At 70.3% G+C, this 18,552-nt stretch carries 19 protein-coding genes and 1 pseudogene; 6 read left to right on the top strand and 14 right to left on the bottom strand.

From position 1 onward, the window contains the following. Positions 1-22: 22 nt before the first annotated feature. The 3 genes from SSOG_RS23895 to SSOG_RS23905 form a co-directional block, all read right to left on the bottom strand. On the bottom strand, positions 23-334 hold the full coding sequence (locus tag SSOG_RS23895; RefSeq protein ID WP_009716820.1) for a pore-forming ESAT-6 family protein: 312 nt from the start codon (positions 332-334) through the stop codon (positions 23-25). A gap of 32 nt (positions 335-366) precedes the next feature. Continuing rightward, positions 367-699 carry a hypothetical protein gene (locus SSOG_RS23900; RefSeq protein ID WP_009716821.1) on the bottom strand — a complete coding sequence of 111 codons (333 nt, stop codon included), beginning with the start codon at positions 697-699 and terminating at the stop codon, positions 367-369. Positions 700-895: 196 nt separating this feature from the next. Beyond that, positions 896-1,507 (bottom strand): hypothetical protein, encoded by a 612-nt coding sequence (locus SSOG_RS23905; protein WP_009716822.1) that lies wholly within the window; start codon positions 1,505-1,507, stop codon positions 896-898. A gap of 253 nt (positions 1,508-1,760) precedes the next feature. Here SSOG_RS23905 and SSOG_RS23910 point away from each other — a divergent pair, with 253 nt between their 5' ends. Beyond that, positions 1,761-2,690, top strand: a complete 930-nt coding sequence (locus SSOG_RS23910) for an RNA polymerase sigma factor SigF (RefSeq protein ID WP_078510628.1) — start codon at positions 1,761-1,763, stop codon at positions 2,688-2,690. A gap of 57 nt (positions 2,691-2,747) precedes the next feature. On the opposite strand, the gene SSOG_RS23915 is transcribed toward SSOG_RS23910, so the two are convergent. Then, positions 2,748-2,915, bottom strand: a complete 168-nt coding sequence (locus SSOG_RS23915; RefSeq protein WP_009716824.1) for a hypothetical protein — start codon at positions 2,913-2,915, stop codon at positions 2,748-2,750. Positions 2,916-3,047: 132 nt separating this feature from the next. Between SSOG_RS23915 and SSOG_RS23920 the strand changes: the two genes are divergently transcribed. The 3 genes from SSOG_RS23920 to SSOG_RS23925 are packed head-to-tail and all read left to right on the top strand — an operon-like array spanning position 3,048 to position 4,751. Continuing rightward, positions 3,048-3,404 (top strand): PRC-barrel domain-containing protein, encoded by a 357-nt coding sequence (locus SSOG_RS23920; RefSeq protein WP_009716825.1) that lies wholly within the window; start codon positions 3,048-3,050, stop codon positions 3,402-3,404. Between the two features lie 34 nt (positions 3,405-3,438). Further along, positions 3,439-3,609: a hypothetical protein gene (locus tag SSOG_RS53855; protein WP_167542510.1), complete on the top strand. Its 171-nt coding sequence runs from the start codon at positions 3,439-3,441 to the stop codon at positions 3,607-3,609. Then, positions 3,606-4,751: a family 8 glycosyl hydrolase gene (locus tag SSOG_RS23925; RefSeq protein ID WP_039938542.1), complete on the top strand. Its 1,146-nt coding sequence runs from the start codon at positions 3,606-3,608 to the stop codon at positions 4,749-4,751. Before SSOG_RS53855 ends, SSOG_RS23925 begins: the two co-directional genes overlap by 4 nt. A 317-nt stretch (positions 4,752-5,068) precedes the next feature. On the opposite strand, the gene SSOG_RS23930 is transcribed toward SSOG_RS23925, so the two are convergent. The 10 genes from SSOG_RS23930 to SSOG_RS23975 form a co-directional block, all read right to left on the bottom strand. Beyond that, entirely contained in the window at positions 5,069-5,869 is an 801-nt protein-coding gene (locus SSOG_RS23930) for a polyprenyl synthetase family protein (RefSeq protein ID WP_009716828.1), read from the bottom strand. Positions 5,870-5,962: 93 nt separating this feature from the next. Further along, complete coding sequence (locus SSOG_RS46860) at positions 5,963-7,621, bottom strand: GAF domain-containing sensor histidine kinase (RefSeq protein WP_154685978.1); 1,659 nt, start codon at positions 7,619-7,621, stop codon at positions 5,963-5,965. Further along, complete coding sequence (locus SSOG_RS23940) at positions 7,618-8,307, bottom strand: response regulator (protein ID WP_009716830.1); 690 nt, start codon at positions 8,305-8,307, stop codon at positions 7,618-7,620. The genes SSOG_RS46860 and SSOG_RS23940 overlap by 4 nt, the downstream gene beginning before the upstream one ends. Before the next feature lie 190 nt (positions 8,308-8,497). Beyond that, entirely contained in the window at positions 8,498-9,175 is a 678-nt protein-coding gene (locus SSOG_RS23945) for a response regulator (protein ID WP_039938544.1), read from the bottom strand. Beyond that, positions 9,172-11,088 (bottom strand): PAS domain S-box protein, encoded by a 1,917-nt coding sequence (locus SSOG_RS23950; protein WP_009716832.1) that lies wholly within the window; start codon positions 11,086-11,088, stop codon positions 9,172-9,174. The genes SSOG_RS23945 and SSOG_RS23950 overlap by 4 nt, the downstream gene beginning before the upstream one ends. Before the next feature lie 2 nt (positions 11,089-11,090). Continuing rightward, positions 11,091-11,522, bottom strand: a complete 432-nt coding sequence (locus SSOG_RS23955) for a hypothetical protein (protein ID WP_009716833.1) — start codon at positions 11,520-11,522, stop codon at positions 11,091-11,093. A 137-nt stretch (positions 11,523-11,659) separates the two neighbouring features. After that, positions 11,660-13,108 carry a hypothetical protein gene (locus tag SSOG_RS23960; RefSeq protein WP_039938546.1) on the bottom strand — a complete coding sequence of 483 codons (1,449 nt, stop codon included), beginning with the start codon at positions 13,106-13,108 and terminating at the stop codon, positions 11,660-11,662. A 24-nt stretch (positions 13,109-13,132) separates the two neighbouring features. After that, complete coding sequence (locus SSOG_RS23965) at positions 13,133-14,881, bottom strand: glycosyltransferase family 39 protein (protein ID WP_245606365.1); 1,749 nt, start codon at positions 14,879-14,881, stop codon at positions 13,133-13,135. Continuing rightward, entirely contained in the window at positions 14,871-16,166 is a 1,296-nt protein-coding gene (locus SSOG_RS23970) for a glycosyltransferase (protein ID WP_039941617.1), read from the bottom strand. Before SSOG_RS23970 ends, SSOG_RS23965 begins: the two co-directional genes overlap by 11 nt. Continuing rightward, positions 16,163-16,549, bottom strand: coding sequence for a GtrA family protein (locus tag SSOG_RS23975; protein WP_245606366.1), 387 nt, complete (start codon positions 16,547-16,549; stop codon positions 16,163-16,165). The genes SSOG_RS23970 and SSOG_RS23975 overlap by 4 nt, the downstream gene beginning before the upstream one ends. Before the next feature lie 525 nt (positions 16,550-17,074). Between SSOG_RS23975 and SSOG_RS23980 the strand changes: the two genes are divergently transcribed. Together SSOG_RS23980 and SSOG_RS53860 are read left to right on the top strand one after the other, a co-directional pair. Then, complete coding sequence (locus tag SSOG_RS23980) at positions 17,075-18,130, top strand: S8 family serine peptidase (protein WP_245606367.1); 1,056 nt, start codon at positions 17,075-17,077, stop codon at positions 18,128-18,130. Between the two features lie 14 nt (positions 18,131-18,144). After that, positions 18,145-18,552: pseudogene (locus SSOG_RS53860) on the top strand (glycoside hydrolase family 6 protein); the annotation flags it as partial.

Raw genomic sequence — 18,552 nt, forward strand, 5'->3', positions numbered from 1 at the left:
CGGCGACTGCCCCCTTCGTGGGTCAGCCGATGTTGTCGACCGCGGACTTCGCACGCGAAAGCGTGTGCTGCGCCGTACCGTCGTTCTTCTCCAACGTCGTCTTCAGCAGCTGGATGATGCTCTTGACCTCCTGGGAGGCGCGGTTCCAGCGCAGTTCCTTGCCGTGGTACTCATCCGCCACGCCGTCCGCGGTGAAGTCGGCCATCGCCGCCTTCACCTGGCCATCGCGCTCCGTGATGACCTGCTCCAGACGCGCGATCACCGCCTGGATGTTGCCCTGCGCGTCCGCTGAGGCGCCCGTGTCGTACGAACGGCGGTCATTGCCACCAGCCATCAGTCACTCACTCCCCGTCAAGTCTGCAAAGATCAGCGGCCGCCGAAGCGGGCCGCGTCGAAGTTGGCCGACGACATCTGCTGCCGCGCGTTGTCACCCTGCTCCTGGTCACCTGTGCCGAACGCCGAGTCCATGCCCGACTGGCCGCCGAGGATGCCCGACAGGGAGCTTTGCAGGGACGACGCGATCTCGTCCGAGCGCGCCTTGAACGAGTCGAAGGCCACCTTCCCCGCGCCGTTGAACTTGCCCTCCAACGGCTCGGCGGCCTGTACCAGTTGGCGGATCAACGTTCCGAGATCATCGCTGGACCCACGCGACTTCGACTGCAGAGTCGACAGCGTCTGGGCCCCCATGTCGAACTTCATGTGGCTCCCCTTGCCAAACGAGAAGGTCGTTACCGGGGTTATTTTCACAACCTCGGGAAATCGCCGCAATGGACTATCGATCGGCTGTGACACATGCGTGACAGACGCATTGGCCCGGCGACGGGCAGGGAGGGCGAAGCGGGACCGGCAGTTCTTCAGCGCCTGTAGCTGTCCTGAACCCTCTGCCCTGGAGCTTTCAGAGGGGGAGCCCGATCAGCCCCCACCGGCGCCGTTCGGCTTCGCCCACGGTTTCGGCCCAGCCGGACAGCAGCGCTGTGAAGTCCTCGAAGTCCGCGGCCCACCCCCCAGGGGATGCGGCGTGGCGCGCGTACGGTTCGCGCAGTTGCGGCAGTACGGGGGCAGCCGCCTGCCAGTAACGGTTCAGGTGGGCCACGGTCTGGGGGCCGCGGGCGATGAGCGGCCCCGACCGCCACAAGCGAGCGCCGGAAGGGAAGACACCTGCATCCACGTGCTCAGCGTCGGTGTCAACCTCAGGACCCCACCAGATCAGAGCGCTCAGGAAGCCGTCCAGGGCCACCCGCAGCTCGCGCTCGGCCCCGCCCCGGACGTAGTCCCATGCATGGGCGGCCCAGAAGTGCGGCTTGTACGAGCCGAGGGTGCCGCCGAACTCGTACCGGCCCAGCCAGGACCTGTCCGGCTCGGCAGGCCACACCCACCCCGCGTCGATGTCGAGGTCGCTGTCGTCGTCCGCGTACGCCGACTCCTGCAGCACCTCGAGCCGGTCGTCCGGCGCGATCTCCATGAGGTGCTCCCAATCGACGACCAGCACCGTGATGTCCACGCCCATGCCCTGAGGCTAGCCAGTACCGGCTACTGCGTGTAACGCGTTTTCCGTGTGGCGAGCCGGTAGTCGACCGTCACCCTGAATCCGGCCCTGACCGGTCCAACCGGGCGGGTGGCTGCGTCGGTTGGGGGGTCGGGGTGCCCAGGTCGGCTGCGGCGTCCTCTTTTGTTGCTCATGGAAAAGGCATGGGGGTGTGAATGCTGGGTAGGCGGGTCCTCGTTCAGCTGAAACAAGCCGAGTGGGCCGGGAGGGCGAAGTGAACGGCACGGCAACCGTGGATTCGTCGGAGCTGACGGCAGGGGAGGCTGAGCGGACGTGCGTGGCGGTGGGGCTGCCGGCCGTAGCGGACCCGACCAAGGTGACGCCACAGGACGCTCGTGCGCTGACCAAGGTCTTCCTTGACCGGCTAACCGAGTTGGAAGAGGGGACGCACGACTACCAGTACGTGCGGAACACCCTGATCGAGTTGAATCTGTCACTGGTGCGGTACGCCGCTCGGCGGTTCCGTAATCGTTCGGTGGAGATGGAGGACGTCGTCCAGGTCGGGACGATCGGGTTGATCAAGGCGATCGACCGGTTCGACCTGAGCCGTGAGGTCGAGTTCACGACCTTCGCCGTTCCGTACATCGTCGGTGAGATCAAGCGGTTCTTCCGTGACACGAGCTGGGCGGTGCATGTGCCGCGCCGGTTGCAGGAGTTGCGGATCGACTTGGCCAAGGCGAACGAGGAGCTGTTCCAGCGGTTCGACCGGTCGCCGACGACGACCGAGCTCGCCGAGCATCTGAACCTGAGCGAGGACGAGGTCCTCGACGGGCTGGTGGCCAGCAATGGGTACAGCACCTCGTCGCTGGACGCGCCCGCCGATCCCGAGACCGGTACGACCCGCGTCACCACGTACGCGGACCGGATCGGTGAGGTCGATCCCGCGATGGAGGTCGTGGAGAATCTGCACGCCCTCAAGCCGCTGGTGGAGCAGCTCGGGGAGCGGGACCGGCGCATCCTTCAGATGCGGTTCGGCGAGGAGATGACCCAGTCCGAGATCGGTGCCGAGCTGGGCGTCTCGCAGATGCATGTGTCGCGGCTGCTCACGAAGTCGCTGACGCGGCTGCGGCGCGGGGATGCTGACGCGGCTGCGGCGCGGGATGCTGGCCGACTAGGTCGATGCAGCGTAGTTGAAGCTCGATGAGCGTATGAGTGGGGCCCGACCGGAGATCCGGTCGGGCCCCATTTTCCTTGTGGTGTGCTACCAGCGGTACCAGCGTCCCCTGCGGCCGCCCGTCGTGGGACGGACGATGAAGCCGAGCAGCCAGACGGCGAGAACGATGACGGCGATCCACCACAGTGCCTTGAGGGCGAACCCGGCACCGAAGAGGAGGAGCGCGAGAAGCAGTACCACGAGAAGGGGGACCATGATTATCAACCTCCGCCGCTCGAGTACCCCTCCGCGTATGGCACACGCCTGATCATTTCGGTCAGTTGTCGAACGCCGTCGCGAGGCGCAGCCTGGAGGTGTAGAGGGCGGTTAGGGCAGAGGGTGATGGTCATGATCCAGCCGGCTGATATCCGTGAGTGGCGCGACCGCGATGTCGTGGACGACGAGGGGCGCAAGATCGGTGCGCTGGAGTCGGTCTACGTGTCGACGTCGACCGACCAGCCCGAGATGGCGACGGTCCGTACCGGGGTGCCCACCCGGCACCGTCTGGTCTTCGTTCCCGTGGACGACGCGATCGTGGGGCCGGGCTACGTGAAGGTGGCGTATGCGCGGGCGTTGGTGAAGAAGGCCCCGTCGCTGGGTGTGGACGATGTGCTGCCCGCCGACGAGGAGGGCGAGATCTTCCAGTACTACGGCAAGGCGTACCAGGCGGGTGCGGGCGGTCAGCGGCGGCTCGCCCGTCGCTGACGGTCGTCCCTGAGGGGATGGGAGGTGTCGCGCGGTGGCTCTCTTCCTCTTCTTCGTGATCGTGGCGATGGTGCTCGGGCTCATCGGCACGGTGGTGCACGGGCTGAGCAATCTGCTGATCGTCGGCGTGGCGGTGTTCGTGGCCGATGTGATCTTCCTGGCCGTGCACTGGTCGCGGCGGGCGCGGCGGCGGCCACTGCGATGAGGAGGGCGGAGCGGGTCGGCGTTCCGTTCGGCGGGCATTCCTTCCCGTACGCGCCCGGTGTGCTGCGGCTCTCCGGCGACCCGGAGGCCGTCGACCAGCGGGTTCTGGAGCACTACCGGCTGTGGAAGAGCCATTTCGTACGGCCCCGGGGCGATGGCTCGTGCGCGGTGTACGCCCCCGACGCCGCGTATCCGTACGTCGCCGAAGCGCAGGGTTACGGCATGGTGATCAGCGCGCTGATGGCGGGCGCCGACCCCGAGGCCCGGGACGTCTTCGACGGAATCCTCCGGTACGTCCTCGCCCATCCGTCCTCCGGCCATCCCGATCTGCACGCCGCCCAGCAGGACGGGGCGGGGCGGGACGTCGGAGGGGCGAACTCCGCGACCGACGGTGACCTGGACATCGCTTACGGGCTGCTGCTCGCGGACCGGCAGTGGGGCGGCGGCTACCGGGCGTCGGCCCTCCGCCGGATCGACGCCCTCCGGGAGACGGAGCTGCCCGCGGCGGGCGGGCCGATCAAGCTCGGCGACTGGTCCTCCGGCCACTTCGACGAGGTCTCCCGCACCTCGGACTGGATGCCCGGCCACTTCAGGGCGTTCCGGGATGTGACGGGTGACCTGCGGTGGGGCGAGGCGCTGGACACGCATCTGTCGCTGGTGCGGGCGTTGCAGCGGCAGTACGCGCCGGACACCGGGCTGCTGCCGGACTTCGTCGTGGACGCGGGGAGCGACCCGAAGCCGGCGCCGGGGCGGGTGCTGGAGAGCGAACACGACGGTGACCACCACTGGAACGCCTGCCGCGACCCCTGGCGGATCGGCGCGGACGCGGTGGTGAGCGGCGACGCGCGGGCGCGGGCGGCCGCCGGGCGGATGGGGCGGTGGATGTGCGCGGCGACGAACGGTGATCCCGGCCGGATCCGGTGCGGGTACCGGCTGGACGGCGCGGCGTATGGGGAGGGCGCGTCCGGGGCGTTCGTCGCGCCGTTCGGGGTGGCGGCGATGGCGGGCGGCGGCGGGCAGGAGTGGCTGGACGCGCTGTGGGAGTGGATGGCGGCGTCACCGCCGGAGCCGGACCGGTACTACGCGGCGAGCGTGCAGTTGCAGGCGATGCTGGTGGTCAGCCACAACTGGTGGCCGCCGTAGCCCGGTCCCCGGGGTGGAATCGGGCGGCGCCGGGCGGGGTTCCCGTGAGGTGGAGACGCACAGGAGACCGAGCGCTGCCGCTGCCGCTGCCGCTGGCGCGGGCGGGTACGGGTGCGATGGTGCGGGCGCGCGCCGATGCGGTGGCGCGGGCGGTGGCGCGGGGGTGCGGCGGGTCGTGGCGCGGGCGCTGGTACGGCGGCGCGAGCCACTGGACCCCGGGGCGCTGGCCCGGCTGCGGCGCTTCGGGGAGGCGCTGTCCCGGGGCGAGCGGCCGTCGTGAGGGTGGCCGCGGCCGTGGGACTCGGCGGGCGTCCGGGTCAGGTGGCCTCGGCCACCGCGTCGCACAGGTCCGCCAGGGCCGTGCGGGCCGGGCCGGCGGGGAGGGGGGTGAGGGCTGCGTGGGCCGCGGCGCACTGGCGGAGCACCTCGTGGCGGGCCTCGGTCAGGGCCGGGGCCGTCGGGTCGCCGGAGAGCAGGACCGGGAGGGTGGGGGCGCCCTGGACCGGGGTGCGGAGTTCGGCGGCGAGGTGGCGGGCCACGCCCAGCCGCTCGCCGTACACCGCGAGCGTGTCCGCGATCTCCTCCGTGGCGCCGGAGGTCACCGCGCCGAGGCGGCCGGAGACGGCGGTGAGGGCGCCGGTGCGGGCGGCCAGGGTCCGGAGGTGGTGGGCGACGGGGTCGTGGCCGTCGCGGGGGCCGGTCGTCTCCAGGATCTGGCCGCTGACCAGGCGTTTGAACGCGTCGGCCTGGAGCCGTACGGCCCGTGGCCCCAGCCCGGCCAGGAGGCGGGAGGCGCGGGCGAAGAGGAAGTCGCCGATGAGGACGGCGACCGAGGGTTTCGCCTCGTGGCGTACGTCGTCGTGGTAGCGCGTCGCCAGATGGGTCAGCTCGACGACGACCGCCGCGGGCACCACGCCCGGGGCGTCCGGGTCGCCGAACCGGGCGGCCAGCAGCACCAGCAGCGGCCGTAAGCGGCGGCCGCCCGGGCGGGCCAGATGCCGGGCGGCCTCGGAGATGAACGGCACGTCGCTGCGGGTGGCCTCCACGAGGCCCTCCTCGACCGCCGCCAGCGCGGCCCGCAGGTCCGGTTCCCGCGTGTGGTTCCCGACGACGGTCACCCGGGGCTCCCTTCAAGAGGGTCAGAGGTCACAAGGGTCAGAGGTCAGCAGCGCAAGAGGTCAGCAATGTCTCATATGTCGCTCGGGTCCGGCTCAGGGCTCGGCCGGGACCGTGGCGCGGATCCGGCTGCCCTGCCCCGGGCGGCTGTCCACGAGCAGGGTGCCGCCCACCTCGCGGGCCCGTTCCCGCATCGAGAGCAGCCCGAGGTGGCCGGGGAACGTGCCCTGGGAGTCGAAGCCCACGCCGTCGTCGGCCACGGTCAGCGTGACCGTGCCGGGGCCGCTGAGCAGATGGAGGGTGACGTTCCGGGCCCGGGAGTGCTTGGCGATGTTGTGCAGCGACTCCTGCGCGATCCGGTACAGGGCGTGCTTGGCCTCCGGTGTGGTCTCCGGCTCGGAACCGAGCGTCGCCTCGGCCGTGATGCCGTACCGGTCCCGCAGCGTCTCCACGTGCTGGGTGAGCGCGGCGACCAGGCCCTCGGCCTCCAGCGACTCGGGCCGCAGCTGGCACAGCAGGGTGCGGGTCTCGGCGATGGCGACGTCCGCGAGCCGCCTGATGTACTCGATGGGCTCGGCGAGCTGGGCCAGCTCGGCGACCCCCGTCGGCTCGGCCAGATCGCGTTCCAGCAGCTCACGGGCGGTACGGGCGCCCAGGGCGATGCCGTACAGCGCCTGTGAGACCGAGTCGTGCAGCTCCCGGGAGACCCGCCGGCGTTCCTCCCGTACCGCCGTCTCCCGGGCGGCCGCGCGCTGCCGGTCTTCCTCCACCGCGCACGCCGCATGGCCCGCGATCACCTCCAGGACGGTCATGTCGGTCTCGCCGGGGCGGCGGCCCGCGGGGAAGTGGCAGCACATCGCGCCGATCACGGTGGTCTCGCGCAGCAGCGGCCAGGCGGCGACCGCGCCCCGCGCCGGGGCGTCCTCGGTCCCGGGCTCGCCGGCGAGGAGGACGGGCGCGGCGCCCGCGATCGCCTCCAGCGCGGGTTTACGGGACGGCGGGGTGTGCCCGTGGCCGCCGCCCGCCATGCGCAGTACGGCGCCAGGCCCGGGCTCCAGGAGGTAGACGGTGCAGCTCGCGGCGGTGGTACGGGCCACCGCGCCAAAGGGCGGGGAATCCAGGGTGCGCCGTACGGAACCCTGTCCGGCGGCCGCGGCGGTGGTGGCGGCCACCCGGCGCAGCTGTTCGCGGCCGCGGAGCCGGGCCACGGCGAGTCCGGCGGGCTCCGCGAACATCCGGACGGTCCGCACATCGGCCCGGGTGAGCCGTCGGCCGCCGCGCCGCGTCGCGACCTCGATCACGCCCGCGACCTGGCCGCGCACCAGCAGCGGCGCGTCCAGTACGGAGGTCAGGGCCGCGTCGTGCGGGACATGGTGGAAGAGACCGGACCGGCGCTCGCCCCCGGAGACCGTGGGCCGCCCGGCGCGGATCGCCTTGCGGGCGGGCGCGGACCCGCCAGGGGTGAGCAGCCCGCGGGGGACGGCGTCCGGGGTGCCGTCGGTGGCGCGTACGGCCAGGACGTCGCCCGGCTCCAGCACCATCACCCGCGCCAGGTCGGCGCCCAGCAGCTCGCGCAGGCGCCGGGCGATCAGCCGGAGCACCTCGTCGCCCGGCTCGCCCGTCAGGACCCGCTCGGTGACCTCGGCGAGCGCCGCGCGGCGCCGCCGCCACCGGAACGGGAAGCCACGCCCCAGGCCGTACCCCCGGCCGCAGCCGCACCCGTACCGGTGCCCATGGATCTCGAATGCGATCACGCCGACCACCACTGCTCCCTCGTCGTGGATTCCAGCGCCTCGGGCGGGGTCAGCTCACCGGCCGGCACCAGGCCCGACTGCACCGCGTACACCGCCGCCTGGGTCCGGCTGTGCACGCCGAGTTTGGTCAGGATGTGGCTCACGTACGTCTTCACGGTCTGCTGGCCGATCCGCAGATCGCGGGCGATCTCCTTGTTGGCCTTGCCGCGGGCCAGCATGGTGAGCACCTCGGTCTCCCGCTCGGTGAGCTGTTCGGGTCCGCTCGGCTCGCGGACCTGGCCCATCAGCCGGGAGATCGCGGCGGGGGAGACATGGATCTGTCCGGCGGCCGCGGCCTTCACCGCGTTCCTCAGGTCGTCGGCCTCGGCGTTCTTCAGCAGGAAGCCGATCGCCCCGGCCCGTACGGCGCCCATCACCATGGCGTCGTCGAGGGAGCTGGTCAGCGCCACCACCTCGACCTCGGGGATGTCCTGGCGGATCTCCGCCGTGGCCGACACCCCGTCCATCACGGGCATCAGCAGGTCCATCAGGACGACGTCGGGGCACAGCTCCCGGGCCAGCCGTACGGCCTCGCGGCCGTTGGTCGTCTCGCCGACCACCTTGATCTCGTTGTCGAGTCCCAGGATCATGCGCAGGCCCTGCCTGACCACCGCATGATCGTCTGCGATCAGAACGCGAAGCGCCACGTTGACTCACCTGCCCACGAAAAGGAGAACGACGGGAACAACGGAACGGAGCGTCCAGCTGTGCGCAGGGGGTGCGCACGGGAGGGGAACCCGGTGAGCGGTGTCCGGAATTCCATCAGTCGGGGGATTTCGTCCCCCATTCGTCCGCCCCTGGTTGGCGGAGGCGCCGGAAGGGGGAGCTACCGGGGTCTCACTCCGGTTCGACGGGCCGGAAGCCCCACTCGGTGGCCTTGGCGACCGCCTCCAGCTGCGAGCGCACCTCCAGCTTCTCCAGGATCTTGCGCACATGGGTGCGCACGGTCGCGTAGCTGATGCTCAGCTGCTCCGCGACCGCCCGGTTGTCCAGGCCCTGGCCCATCAGGGTGAGGATCTCCTGCTCGCGCCGGGTCAGGCTCTCCAGCCGCCCGGTCTGCTCGGCGGTCGAGCGCGCCGATTCACGGTGCCGGGACAGCACCTCCACCAGGGTTCCGGCGGGGATCAGGGTCTCGCCCTCGGCGGCGGAGCGGATGGCGGAGGCGATCTCGTCGCCGCTCGCCGACTTCAGCAGATAGCCGCAGGCGCCCGCCTCCACCGCGGCCAGCAGCGCGGAGTCGCTGGCGTCGGCGCTGAGGATCACGATCGCGCAGGAGGGGTCATGGGCCCGGATGCCCGCGGCCGCGTCGGCCCCGGTGCCGTCGGGCAGCCGGAAGTCGATCAGGGCCACATCGGGGGTCAGCTCCTTGGCCATGGGCACGGTCTCGGCGACCGAATCGGCCCACCCGACCACGGTCAGGTCCCCGTACTCGGCCAGCAGCGCCCACAGGCCCTCGGCGACCACCCGGTGGTCCTCGACGATCAGGACCTTGGTCAGCTCCGCCGGGGCGGTCACGGCTCCGGTTCCCCTTCCGAGGACGGGGAGCCGAGGGACGAGGCGCCGAGGGCCGGGACCGGCGGATCGCCCAGCGGCACCCAGAACTCGACGGTGGTGCCGGTGCCCGGGGCACTCTCGATGCGGCACCAGCCGCCCGCGATCTGGGCGCGCTCCTGGATGAGGGACAGCCCGAGGTGGCCCGGGCGGGACTCGACTTCGAGGGGGTTGTAGCCCCGGCCGTCGTCGACGATCCGTACGAGACAGCCCTCGTCCAGCCCGAGCAGCTGGACGTGCACCGTCTTCGCCCGGGCGTGCTTGCGCACGTTCATCAGGGCTTCCTGCGCGGTCCGGTAGATCAGCGCCATGGTCTCGGCGGGCGGCTTGGCCGCGAGCCGGTCCTCCAGCCGGTAGGTGAGCCCGGTCTCGGTACGGATCTGCTCCAGCAGCCCGCGCAGCGCGGCGGCCAGGCAGCCGTGCTCCAGGCTGGACGGGCGGAGGTCGAAGATCAGCTGCCGCAGTCGGCTCAGCGACAGCTTCAGGGTCTCGTCCAGCTTGTCCATCACCCGCTGCTCCTCGGGGTCCCGCAGCCGCCGCCGCAGCTGCTGGAGCCGGAGGCTGGCCGCGGTGATCACCTGGATGGTGTCGTCGTGGATGTCCGCGGCGATCCGCCCGCGCTCGGCCTCCTGGGCGTGGACGAGATGGCTGAGCAGGGCCTGCCGGTCCCGGTCGGTGACCTCCAGCAGCTCCAGGCTGCGCTCCAGGACGAACTGGGCGCGCTGCACCTCGGTGATGTCCCGGACGGTCAGGACGGTCAGCATCCCCTCCTCGGTACGCAGCGGGCTGATGCTGACGTCGGCCGGGAACTGCTTGGCGTCGCTGCGCCGGCCGACCAGCTCCATGCTGTGGCCGAGCGGTTCCTCGGACTCGTCCCATTCGCGCAGCGAGATGGTCAGCGGCTGGTCGGGCAGCAGCGCCTCGACGGCGCGGCCGATGAGATGGTCGCGGTCGTAGCCGAAGAGGCCCTCGGTGCGGTTGTTGGCGGCCTGGATGCGCCCGCCGGTGTCGACGATCATCATCGCGTCCGGGGAGGACTCGATGAGCTGGCGGAACCGGCTCTCGGCGGCCCGCAGCTGGCTCAGGTCGGCGACGAAGACGACGCCGCGGGCCCGCTTGCCCTGGAGATGGCCGCCGCTGAACTGGGCGGGGAACTCGGTGCCGTCCCTGCGGCGGCCCGTCATCGCGGAGGGCGCGCTGAACACCCGGCCGACGAGCTGTTCGGAGGCGGTGCGGTAGCGCTCGGGGACGAGGTCCCGCAGCCGCTTGTCGCGCAGCTCGGCCGAGCTGTAGCCGAACATGTGCCGTACGTGGGCGTTCGCGAACTCGATCCGGCCGCGGGAGCCGAGGACGAGCACTCCGCAGGGGGCGTGGCCGAGCAGGTCCACGTACGACTCCTCCAGCCGTCCGCCCACCAGGTCCTCGAAGCGCCAGGAGGCGCGGTCGGCGCGGCGCAGCGGCTCCGCGCAGTCGGCGAGCAGATCGGCGGACATGGAGAACTGGTCGCGGGCGGCCCTGTTGATCGCCTCGAGTATCTCCTCGGCGGGGGTGCCCTTGACCAGGTAGCCGGTGGCGCCGACGGCGAGCATGTTGAGGACGGTCTCGCGGTCGCCGTGGGCGGACAGCGCGACCACGCGGGCGTCGGGGGCCTGGTCACGGATGGCGCGGACGCTGCCCGGGGCGTCGCCCTTGGGCATGTGCACGTCCATGATCACGACGCGGGGGTGGTGCTCGACCGCCTCGTGCACGGCCTGCTCGTGGTCGATGGCGAGCCCGACGAGTTCCAGGTCGGGGTGGGAGTCGATGAGGTCCGCGAGGGCTTCCCGGACTGCCGGGTCGTCATCGGCCACCACAACGTCGATCCGGTCGTCACCCATCGCTACCCACCTCCCTTGAGGACGGCACCCTGGAGTTCGCGGGTGCTGAGTTCATCGCGCCGGCAGTGCGACAGCGACGGCATGACCGCTGCGAGCGGCGCGACCAGCACGTTGTAGTGGCTTCCGATGCGATCGCATACGGCGACCGCCGCCGCGGCGTCCCACACCGCGGCCCAGAAGGCCCAGTCGTGACGCCGGTGGTTCTGCGCCGCGTCCAAGGCGGCCCGGCGCGCGACGGCGGCGGCCACGAGGATGCGGTACCGCTCCTCGTCGGTCGTGGTGCGGTGGACCTCCGCCCATCCCTCGGCGCGGGTCTGGCTGGAGGTCTGCTTCCACAGATCGGCCACCCGGTCGATTTCTTCGGGGGAGAGGTCCTCGATATGGGTCAGGAACTGGAGGACTCTTCGCGAGTTCGGGCCGAAAATAATACTCATAGGACACTCCAGGACGCATGGTACATCTCCGGACTATCGCGAACGTGGGCCCAGGCCCCCGAGGCGGCCGGAACGACCTTCCGGCCCACGCTCCCGCTCGGGCGTCATCGCCGACGTCACCGGCGTCACCGGCGTACCTAATCGTTCTGTCCGTGGCCCGAGGACATGTTGATGCTCGCCTTGGCGATACCGCCGCTCTTCTGGCCGACGAGCTGGAACGCGACGCCGTTCTCGTCGGCCGCGGTGATCCGGTACGAGCCCACCGCCGACGCCTTGCCGCGCTCGTCGACCTGGAAGGTCCCGATCTTCCGCTGCCCGGTGGAGCCGGACCCGGCGTACGCGACCACCGTCTCGCCCGGGGCGAAGCCCGCGACGTAGAAGCTCAGCGTGGTGCCCGCCCTGCCGCCGAAGGCGCTGGGCTCGGCGGACGGGGAGTACGGCAGCACCGTGAAGCCGGAGCGCACCACGGCCCGGCTCTGGTCGCCGATCGCCATCAGCGTCTGGCGGCCCTTGAGCCCGAACGGCACGTTGAACGCCACGTCGCGGATCTGGCCCATGCCGTTCGCCTGGGCGGTGAAGGCGGGCAGCCCGCTGTTGCGGTTGATGTAGACCAGGACCCGCTCGCCGGGCGCGAACTTGTTGGCGGACAGCGTGATCCGCTGACCGGCCTTGAGCGCGTACGGCTTGGACTTCATCGACGGGTACATGGCCAGCATCTGGAAGGGGGCGGTGGCCGTGGTCTTGCTGCGCTTGCCCACCAGGACCAGCGTGCTGTTGCCGGTCGGCGCCACCCCGACCTTGATGTCCGCGCGGCCCACGCTGCCGCCGCTGTCGGTGTGCAGCGTGGTGACGGGGGTGCCGGTGGTCCGTCCCCAGAACACGTCGATCGACTCGCCGGGCCGGAAGCCATGGGCGCTGACCATGACGATGTCGCCCGGGCGGCCGACCATCTTGTTGATCCGCGCGGTGCCGACCGCACCGCCTGTGATCACTTTGGCCTCGGCCGCGTTGGCGCTGCCGCGCTGCTGGGCGACGAGGGTGGCGGGCCGTCCGCTGTTGGACTCGGGCACGGTGAACCGGGCGTAGATCGAGCCGTAGCGGTCGGTCTTGACGCTGCCGATCGCCCGGCCCTTGGTGTCCGACGCCCGGGCCTTGAGCAGCAGGTCCACGGTGGACTTCTTGCCGAAGCCGCCGCCCTCGACCGTCGCCTTGCCACCGGGGGTCACCAGGCCCGGGTTGAGCACGATGATCGGGCCGGACGCCTGCGGGATGCGCTGGTTGCCCAGCTTGATGGTCTTGGGCTGCTTGGGCGGCCGTACCTCCTGCCGCTCATGCGGATGCCCCTTCTTCGGGGCGCCGCCGCCTCCGTTGCCGGTGGTGTCGAGGGCGCCACCGAAGCCACCGCGCGCGATCACCTGCACGAGCGATCCGACGATCGCGAAGACCACGAGAGCGAGCAGGACCGTCTTCCAGGTGAGCTTCTTCTTGTGCTTGTCGCCCGGGTCTTTCCCGGCCGGGGATTTCTCCTCGTACTCGGGAACATCCCTGTCCTCCGGAACATCCCAGTCGTCGTCGTACTCAGGCATGGCCTTCACCTCCTCTTCCCGCGGCTATTGCACCCGGTAGATTTCGAGCTTGATGTTGCCCTGGATTCTCGACCAGACCCGGTCGGAATTCTGGAGGGCCTTGAGAATCCAGTTCTCGCGCCCGTCGGCGTTGTTTGTGGCCATCGACTTGCGCATCTTGTTCGACATGATGATGTAGTCGATGTTCTGCCATCTCTTTTTGAACAGCTTGTCGCGCACATCGGGGTCGGATGCGGCGTTCCAGTGGGAATGCGCGTACGGGTAGAACGGGCGCACATCGTGCAGCTCGCCCCAGAGGTCGTCGTCCATGATGATGCGTGCGTTGGACGGGACGTGTTTGCGCACCCAGGCGATCTGATCATGCTGCATTTTGGTGAGGTTCAGCTTTTTCTGGTACTGGTCCGCGATTTGCACGACGCCCTCGGTATTGGTGTGCACCAGATATCCGGAGGACGGTGACATCAGCAGGACGACCGCGACCAGTGAGGGCGCACCGACCCGGACGAGCCCATGGGCTCCCCGCAGGAAGCGGTTCTTGAACGAGGCCTTCAGCAGCCGGTCCACGGCCATGCCGATGCACATCGCGAACATGGGGATCAGCGGGGTGACGTAGAAGTCCAGCACCACGCTGCCGCGCAGCAGGTAGAAGGTGTAGCCGAAGGCCAGGGTCCCGATGATCAGGTGGCCCAGGTTGCGCTGCCGGTCCCGCAGCCCCCACCACAGGCACAGCAGCATCGCCGCGAACCCGGCGATCAGCATGAACGAGTCGCGCATCAGCCAGCTCGTGTACAGCAGCCCGTCGTGGCTGAGCAGGTTGCCCTGGCTGCGGTTGAGCTGCCACCACAGGGTGTAGAGCAGCGAGACGTGGTCCGCGGGCGGATTGTTCAGGTCGAAGTCGAAGCTGCTCGGCAGCAGCTCGTTCTTGAGCAGCGCGTACGTCACATAGGCGCCGATCGGGGCCGCCGCGGCGAACGGCCAGAGCGTCCGGAGGAACCGGTGGCTCGGCGACCCCTTGATCCGCCGGTAGAGCAGATAGATGAAGCTCGGCACGAAGAAGATCGCGTTTTCCTTGGTGATCAGTGCGAGCCCCAGCGCCACCCCGCCGCCGAACACCGACCTGATGGTGGTCTCCCGGCGCAGCAGGGCGAACAGGCTCAGCAGCAGCCAGAACATCATCAGGTTGTCCAGCAGCACCTGGCGCTGGTAGTAGACCGCGATCGGCGAGACGTTGAAGAAGAACGCGGCGACGGTGGCGGCCAGCACGCTGCCCGACAGCCGCCGGGTGATCTCGAACAGCAGATAGACGCTCGCGACATGCACCAGCAGCATCAGGAAGCGACCGGTGTTGATCGCGTTGCCGAACGTCTCGAACTGCTGCGGCAGCGGGAAGACCCAGCCTGCCAGCGTGATCCAGCCCGCCGGGGCGTGGTCGTAGTCGTAGGTGTACGGGGACAGGCTGGTCTCGCGCACCAGCGACCAGGCCCGCTGCATGTAGATGCCCTCGTCGGTGAGGTAGAGGGGGTAGCGGAACAGGTGGTAGCCGTGGGTGAGCGCTCCGGTCAGCAGGGAGACCGCCAGGGCGATCTTCCCGGCGTTCCCCAGCGGCGGGAACCAGCCGCGCTCCACGGAGAACCGGCGGCGGCGCCGTGCGGGAGGCCGCTGCGGGGCGGCCTGGTCCTGGCCTGCGCTCTGGTCGGCACTTTGGTCGGCGTTCTGGCCGACGGCGACCGGCGGGTTCGAGGGTGCCCGGCTGGGCACGGGGTCATGCGACACGCGACTCCGCCTCCTCGGTCGAGCCCCGGTGGGCGCCCACGTGCTGTGTCTTCTCCCAGTCGTGGCGGCCGGCCAGCTGCCGCCGCATGGCCCGCAGCGCCGCGTAGGCGAGGACCATCTGGAACGGGAACCAGGCGATCGCCATCCGGAGGACGGCCTTCGGCGAGGCCTCGAGGCCATGGGCGTCGGTGAACTCGTACAGGCCGACCATCTGCACCAGGAAGTGCGCGACCAGCAGCAGTACGGGCAGATACGAGCAGAGCGCGATCAGCACCGGCACCTTGAGGATCAGGATCATGCCGAGCGAGATCGGCAGATAGAGGCCGAGCAACGCCTGCCCGCGCGGGAACACCAGCACGTAGAAGGCCAGCCAGCGCTGTTTGCGCGTCGGCATCTTCTTCCACGTGCCCTTCTTCAGGGTCTGCATGAAGCCCTGGCTCCAGCGGGTGCGCTGCCGGATGAAGTGGCCGAGGGTGGGCGGCGTCTCCTCCTTGGTCACGTACCGGTCGTCGTAGACCACCCGCACCCGCTCGCCCATGGCCGAGATCCGCAGGCCCATGTCCGCGTCCTCGGTGAGGTTGCGGTCGTCCCAGCCGCCGAGCCGCAGCAGCAGTTCGCGGGCGAAGAAGACGGTGTTGCCGCCGAGCGGGATGGAGCCGTGGTGGGCGTGGTAGTGCAGCCGGCTCTTGAACCAGAAGAAGTACTCCAGGACGTTCAGCGTCGAATACCAATTGGACTGGTAGTTCATGAGCTGGACGCCCGCCTGCACCACCCGGACCCGCTCCTTCACCATCACGGTGTTGACGAGCCGGAATATCTTCGGGTGGATGTCGTCCTCGGCGTCGAAGATGGTCACCACCTTGTTGGCGGTCTGCGGCAGGGCGGTGTTGAGCCCGTGCGGCTTGTTGATCGGCCCGTCGTCGAAGACCACGACCCGCACGTTGTGCAGCCCTTCCCGGGCCAGCTGGTCGATCTTCTCCTCGGCCTTCTTCACGGTGCCGTCGTCGTCCTGTGAACAGATCACGAAGACCTCCAGCAATTCGGCCGGATAGTCGGCGCGCACCACTCGCTCGATGGTGGACTGGATGACGTCTTCCTCATGCCGGGCGGGCAGCAGCACGCTGAAGGAGAGCCGCGGCGGAATGAAGGTGTCCGGCGCCCTGGCCTTCCGTTCGGCGTCCCGTCGGTCCCAGGTGTAGAGCATGAGGTAGAGGACGTGGGTCGACTGCACCGTGAGCAGGATCGAGACCAGCACCAGCACCAGATAGACGATGGGGATAATCATCGGCTCCGCCTCCCCCAGACCCATCCCGTACTACAGGCGAAGTTGACCGCGAACGCGGCGGAGATGCCGAGGCAATTCGCCAGCAGGAGATGCATTCCGGAGCGGACCAGCGACCAGACGAGAACGACGTTGACCGCGAGTCCGCCCAGTACGGATACGTTGAACTTGACGAAACGTCCGGCCGACGGCGTGGGGACGGCGAAGGTCCACCGGTCGTTGAGCAGAAAGTTGTGGACCACGGCGAGTTCCACCGCGATGCCGGAGGCCACCAGAAGCGGAAGCCCGGCCCAGTGGTAGAGCGCGAAGAGCGCCGCCGAGTTCACCAGCACACCGCCCCCGCCGACCACGGCGAAGCGCAGCGCCAGACCGGGCAGACCCGCCATCCTGTTCCGCGGCGAGCGGGCCCGTACCGGGCTCCCGTTTCGCCTGTCGGTGGCCACGTCCGCTCGATCGCCCGGCTCTCCCGCGCGCTCACTGAACGTTCGGAAACGCTGCATCGCGACTCCCTCGACAGGAGGCTCTTATCGCCGTCGAGTCCCAGAGTGCGTCACCCGCAAAGGAGGTAGTACCCGCGCCCGGGGGAGCGGTGAGTGCACCTTCGGCGGACCTCTTTCCTCCCCCATTTCGGGGAGCGCGGGGTTTTCCGGACCCGGGCCCTTCCCCCGAAGAGGGGAAGGGCGGATCCCTCACCCGCGGGTGTCAGTACTTCCGGGGGCTGCCCAAGATGAAAGGGGCCCGACGGCCTTGCGTCCCGTGCGACGAGAGTAGGTGACGTAATGTCAGGTCACGTGATGTCACGCCATCCATTCGCCGGCCGGGCCGGAGCGGTCATCGCAGCGATGACCCTCGCACTGGCCACGCCGGCTGCGGCAAGTGACGCCGCGGCGAGTGATTCCGACAGCGGTGCGTTGCACGATTCCGAATGGGCGCTGACCGCGCTCAAGGCGGAGCGCGCATGGAAATTCAGCAAGGGCGCCGGAGTGACCGTGGCGGTCGTCGGCACCGGGGTGGACGCGACCCATCCGGATCTGCGCGGGCGGGTCGCCGCCGGAAAGGACTTCGCGGGCGGCGGCAGCCCCGTCACCCGGGACGACGGGAACGAGGACGAGCAGAGCACCCACGCCGCGGGCATCATCGTCGGCACCGGCCGCAACTACCGCGGCGACGGGGTGTACGGGCTCGCGCCCCGGGCCCGGGTCATGCCCCTCGGGGTGTACCGCAATGGAAAGCCCCAGGTCACAGCCACGGCCCGGGCCATCCGCCATGCGGCGAGCCATGGCGCGCACATCATCCACGTGGCCGTGTCCTTCAAGCGCCCGAGCGCCGACCTGAAGTCCGCGGTGAAGTACGCCGCCGGGCAGGACGCCGTGGTCGTGGCGGGCGCCGGTGACAACGGCAAGGACGGCAACAAGCCCACATACCCGGCCGCCCTCCCCGGCGTCGTCGCCGTCGTGGCCACCGACAAGAAGGGCGCCGTGTGGACCTCGTCCCACCACGGCGGGACCATCACGCTCGCCGCGCCCGGTGTCGCCATCCTCACCACCGCGGGCAACAACGACTACTGGACCGGCGACGGCACCGGCTACGCCGCGCCCTGGGTCGCCGCAGGGGCGGCGCTGCTGCGCTCGGAACACCCCCGCTGGAACTCCCGCCAGATCGTGCGGAAGCTGATCGACACCGCCGACCGGAAGGGCTCCGCGGGCCACGATCCGCGCTACGGCTACGGGGTGATCGCCCCCGCCAAGGCGCTCGCGGACCGGGCCGCGCCGCCGCCCTCCGCCGAGCCCACCGTGGCCCCCTCCCCGCACCGCACCAAGGCGGCCGCCGCCTCCGAGGCGGCCGGGGATACATCCGCCCTGGTCACGATAGGGGTGGTGGCCGCCGTGCTGGTCGTGCTCGCGGTGCTGGCCGTGGTGCTCATCAGCCGCCGCCGCCCGCCGCCCGGCAACTCCCACAACGGCTGACGGCGGAGCCGGCGATGTTCACCGGACCGCGCGACCGCGCCGACCGGGCCCGCCGGCCGGTGCGGTCGCGCCGGACCGCATGGCTGAGCCGCGGCATGGCCCATGTGCTGGTCATGGTGCTGGTGGCCGAGGTCGTGATGGCCATCACCACGGTGGGCCCGCTGCTGGAGCCCGCGGCCACGCATGCCTTCAGACCGTCACTCCCCGTGACCAAGCCGTTCTATCCCGCGACGACCCGCTTCTACACCGACCCGCACAACCCCGCGGCGTCCTGGGTGCGCGCCCATCCGCGCGACCGGCGGGCGGCGGCCATCCGCAAGCACATCGCCGCTCAGCCGCAGGCAGCCTGGTTCACCGAGACCAACGAGTCGCTGGTCGAGGAGCGGGCCCGGGGCCTGGTCGACACGGCCGCGGCCCAGCGG

The organism is Streptomyces himastatinicus ATCC 53653, assembly GCF_000158915.1.
Lineage (GTDB): Bacteria > Actinomycetota > Actinomycetes > Streptomycetales > Streptomycetaceae > Streptomyces > Streptomyces himastatinicus.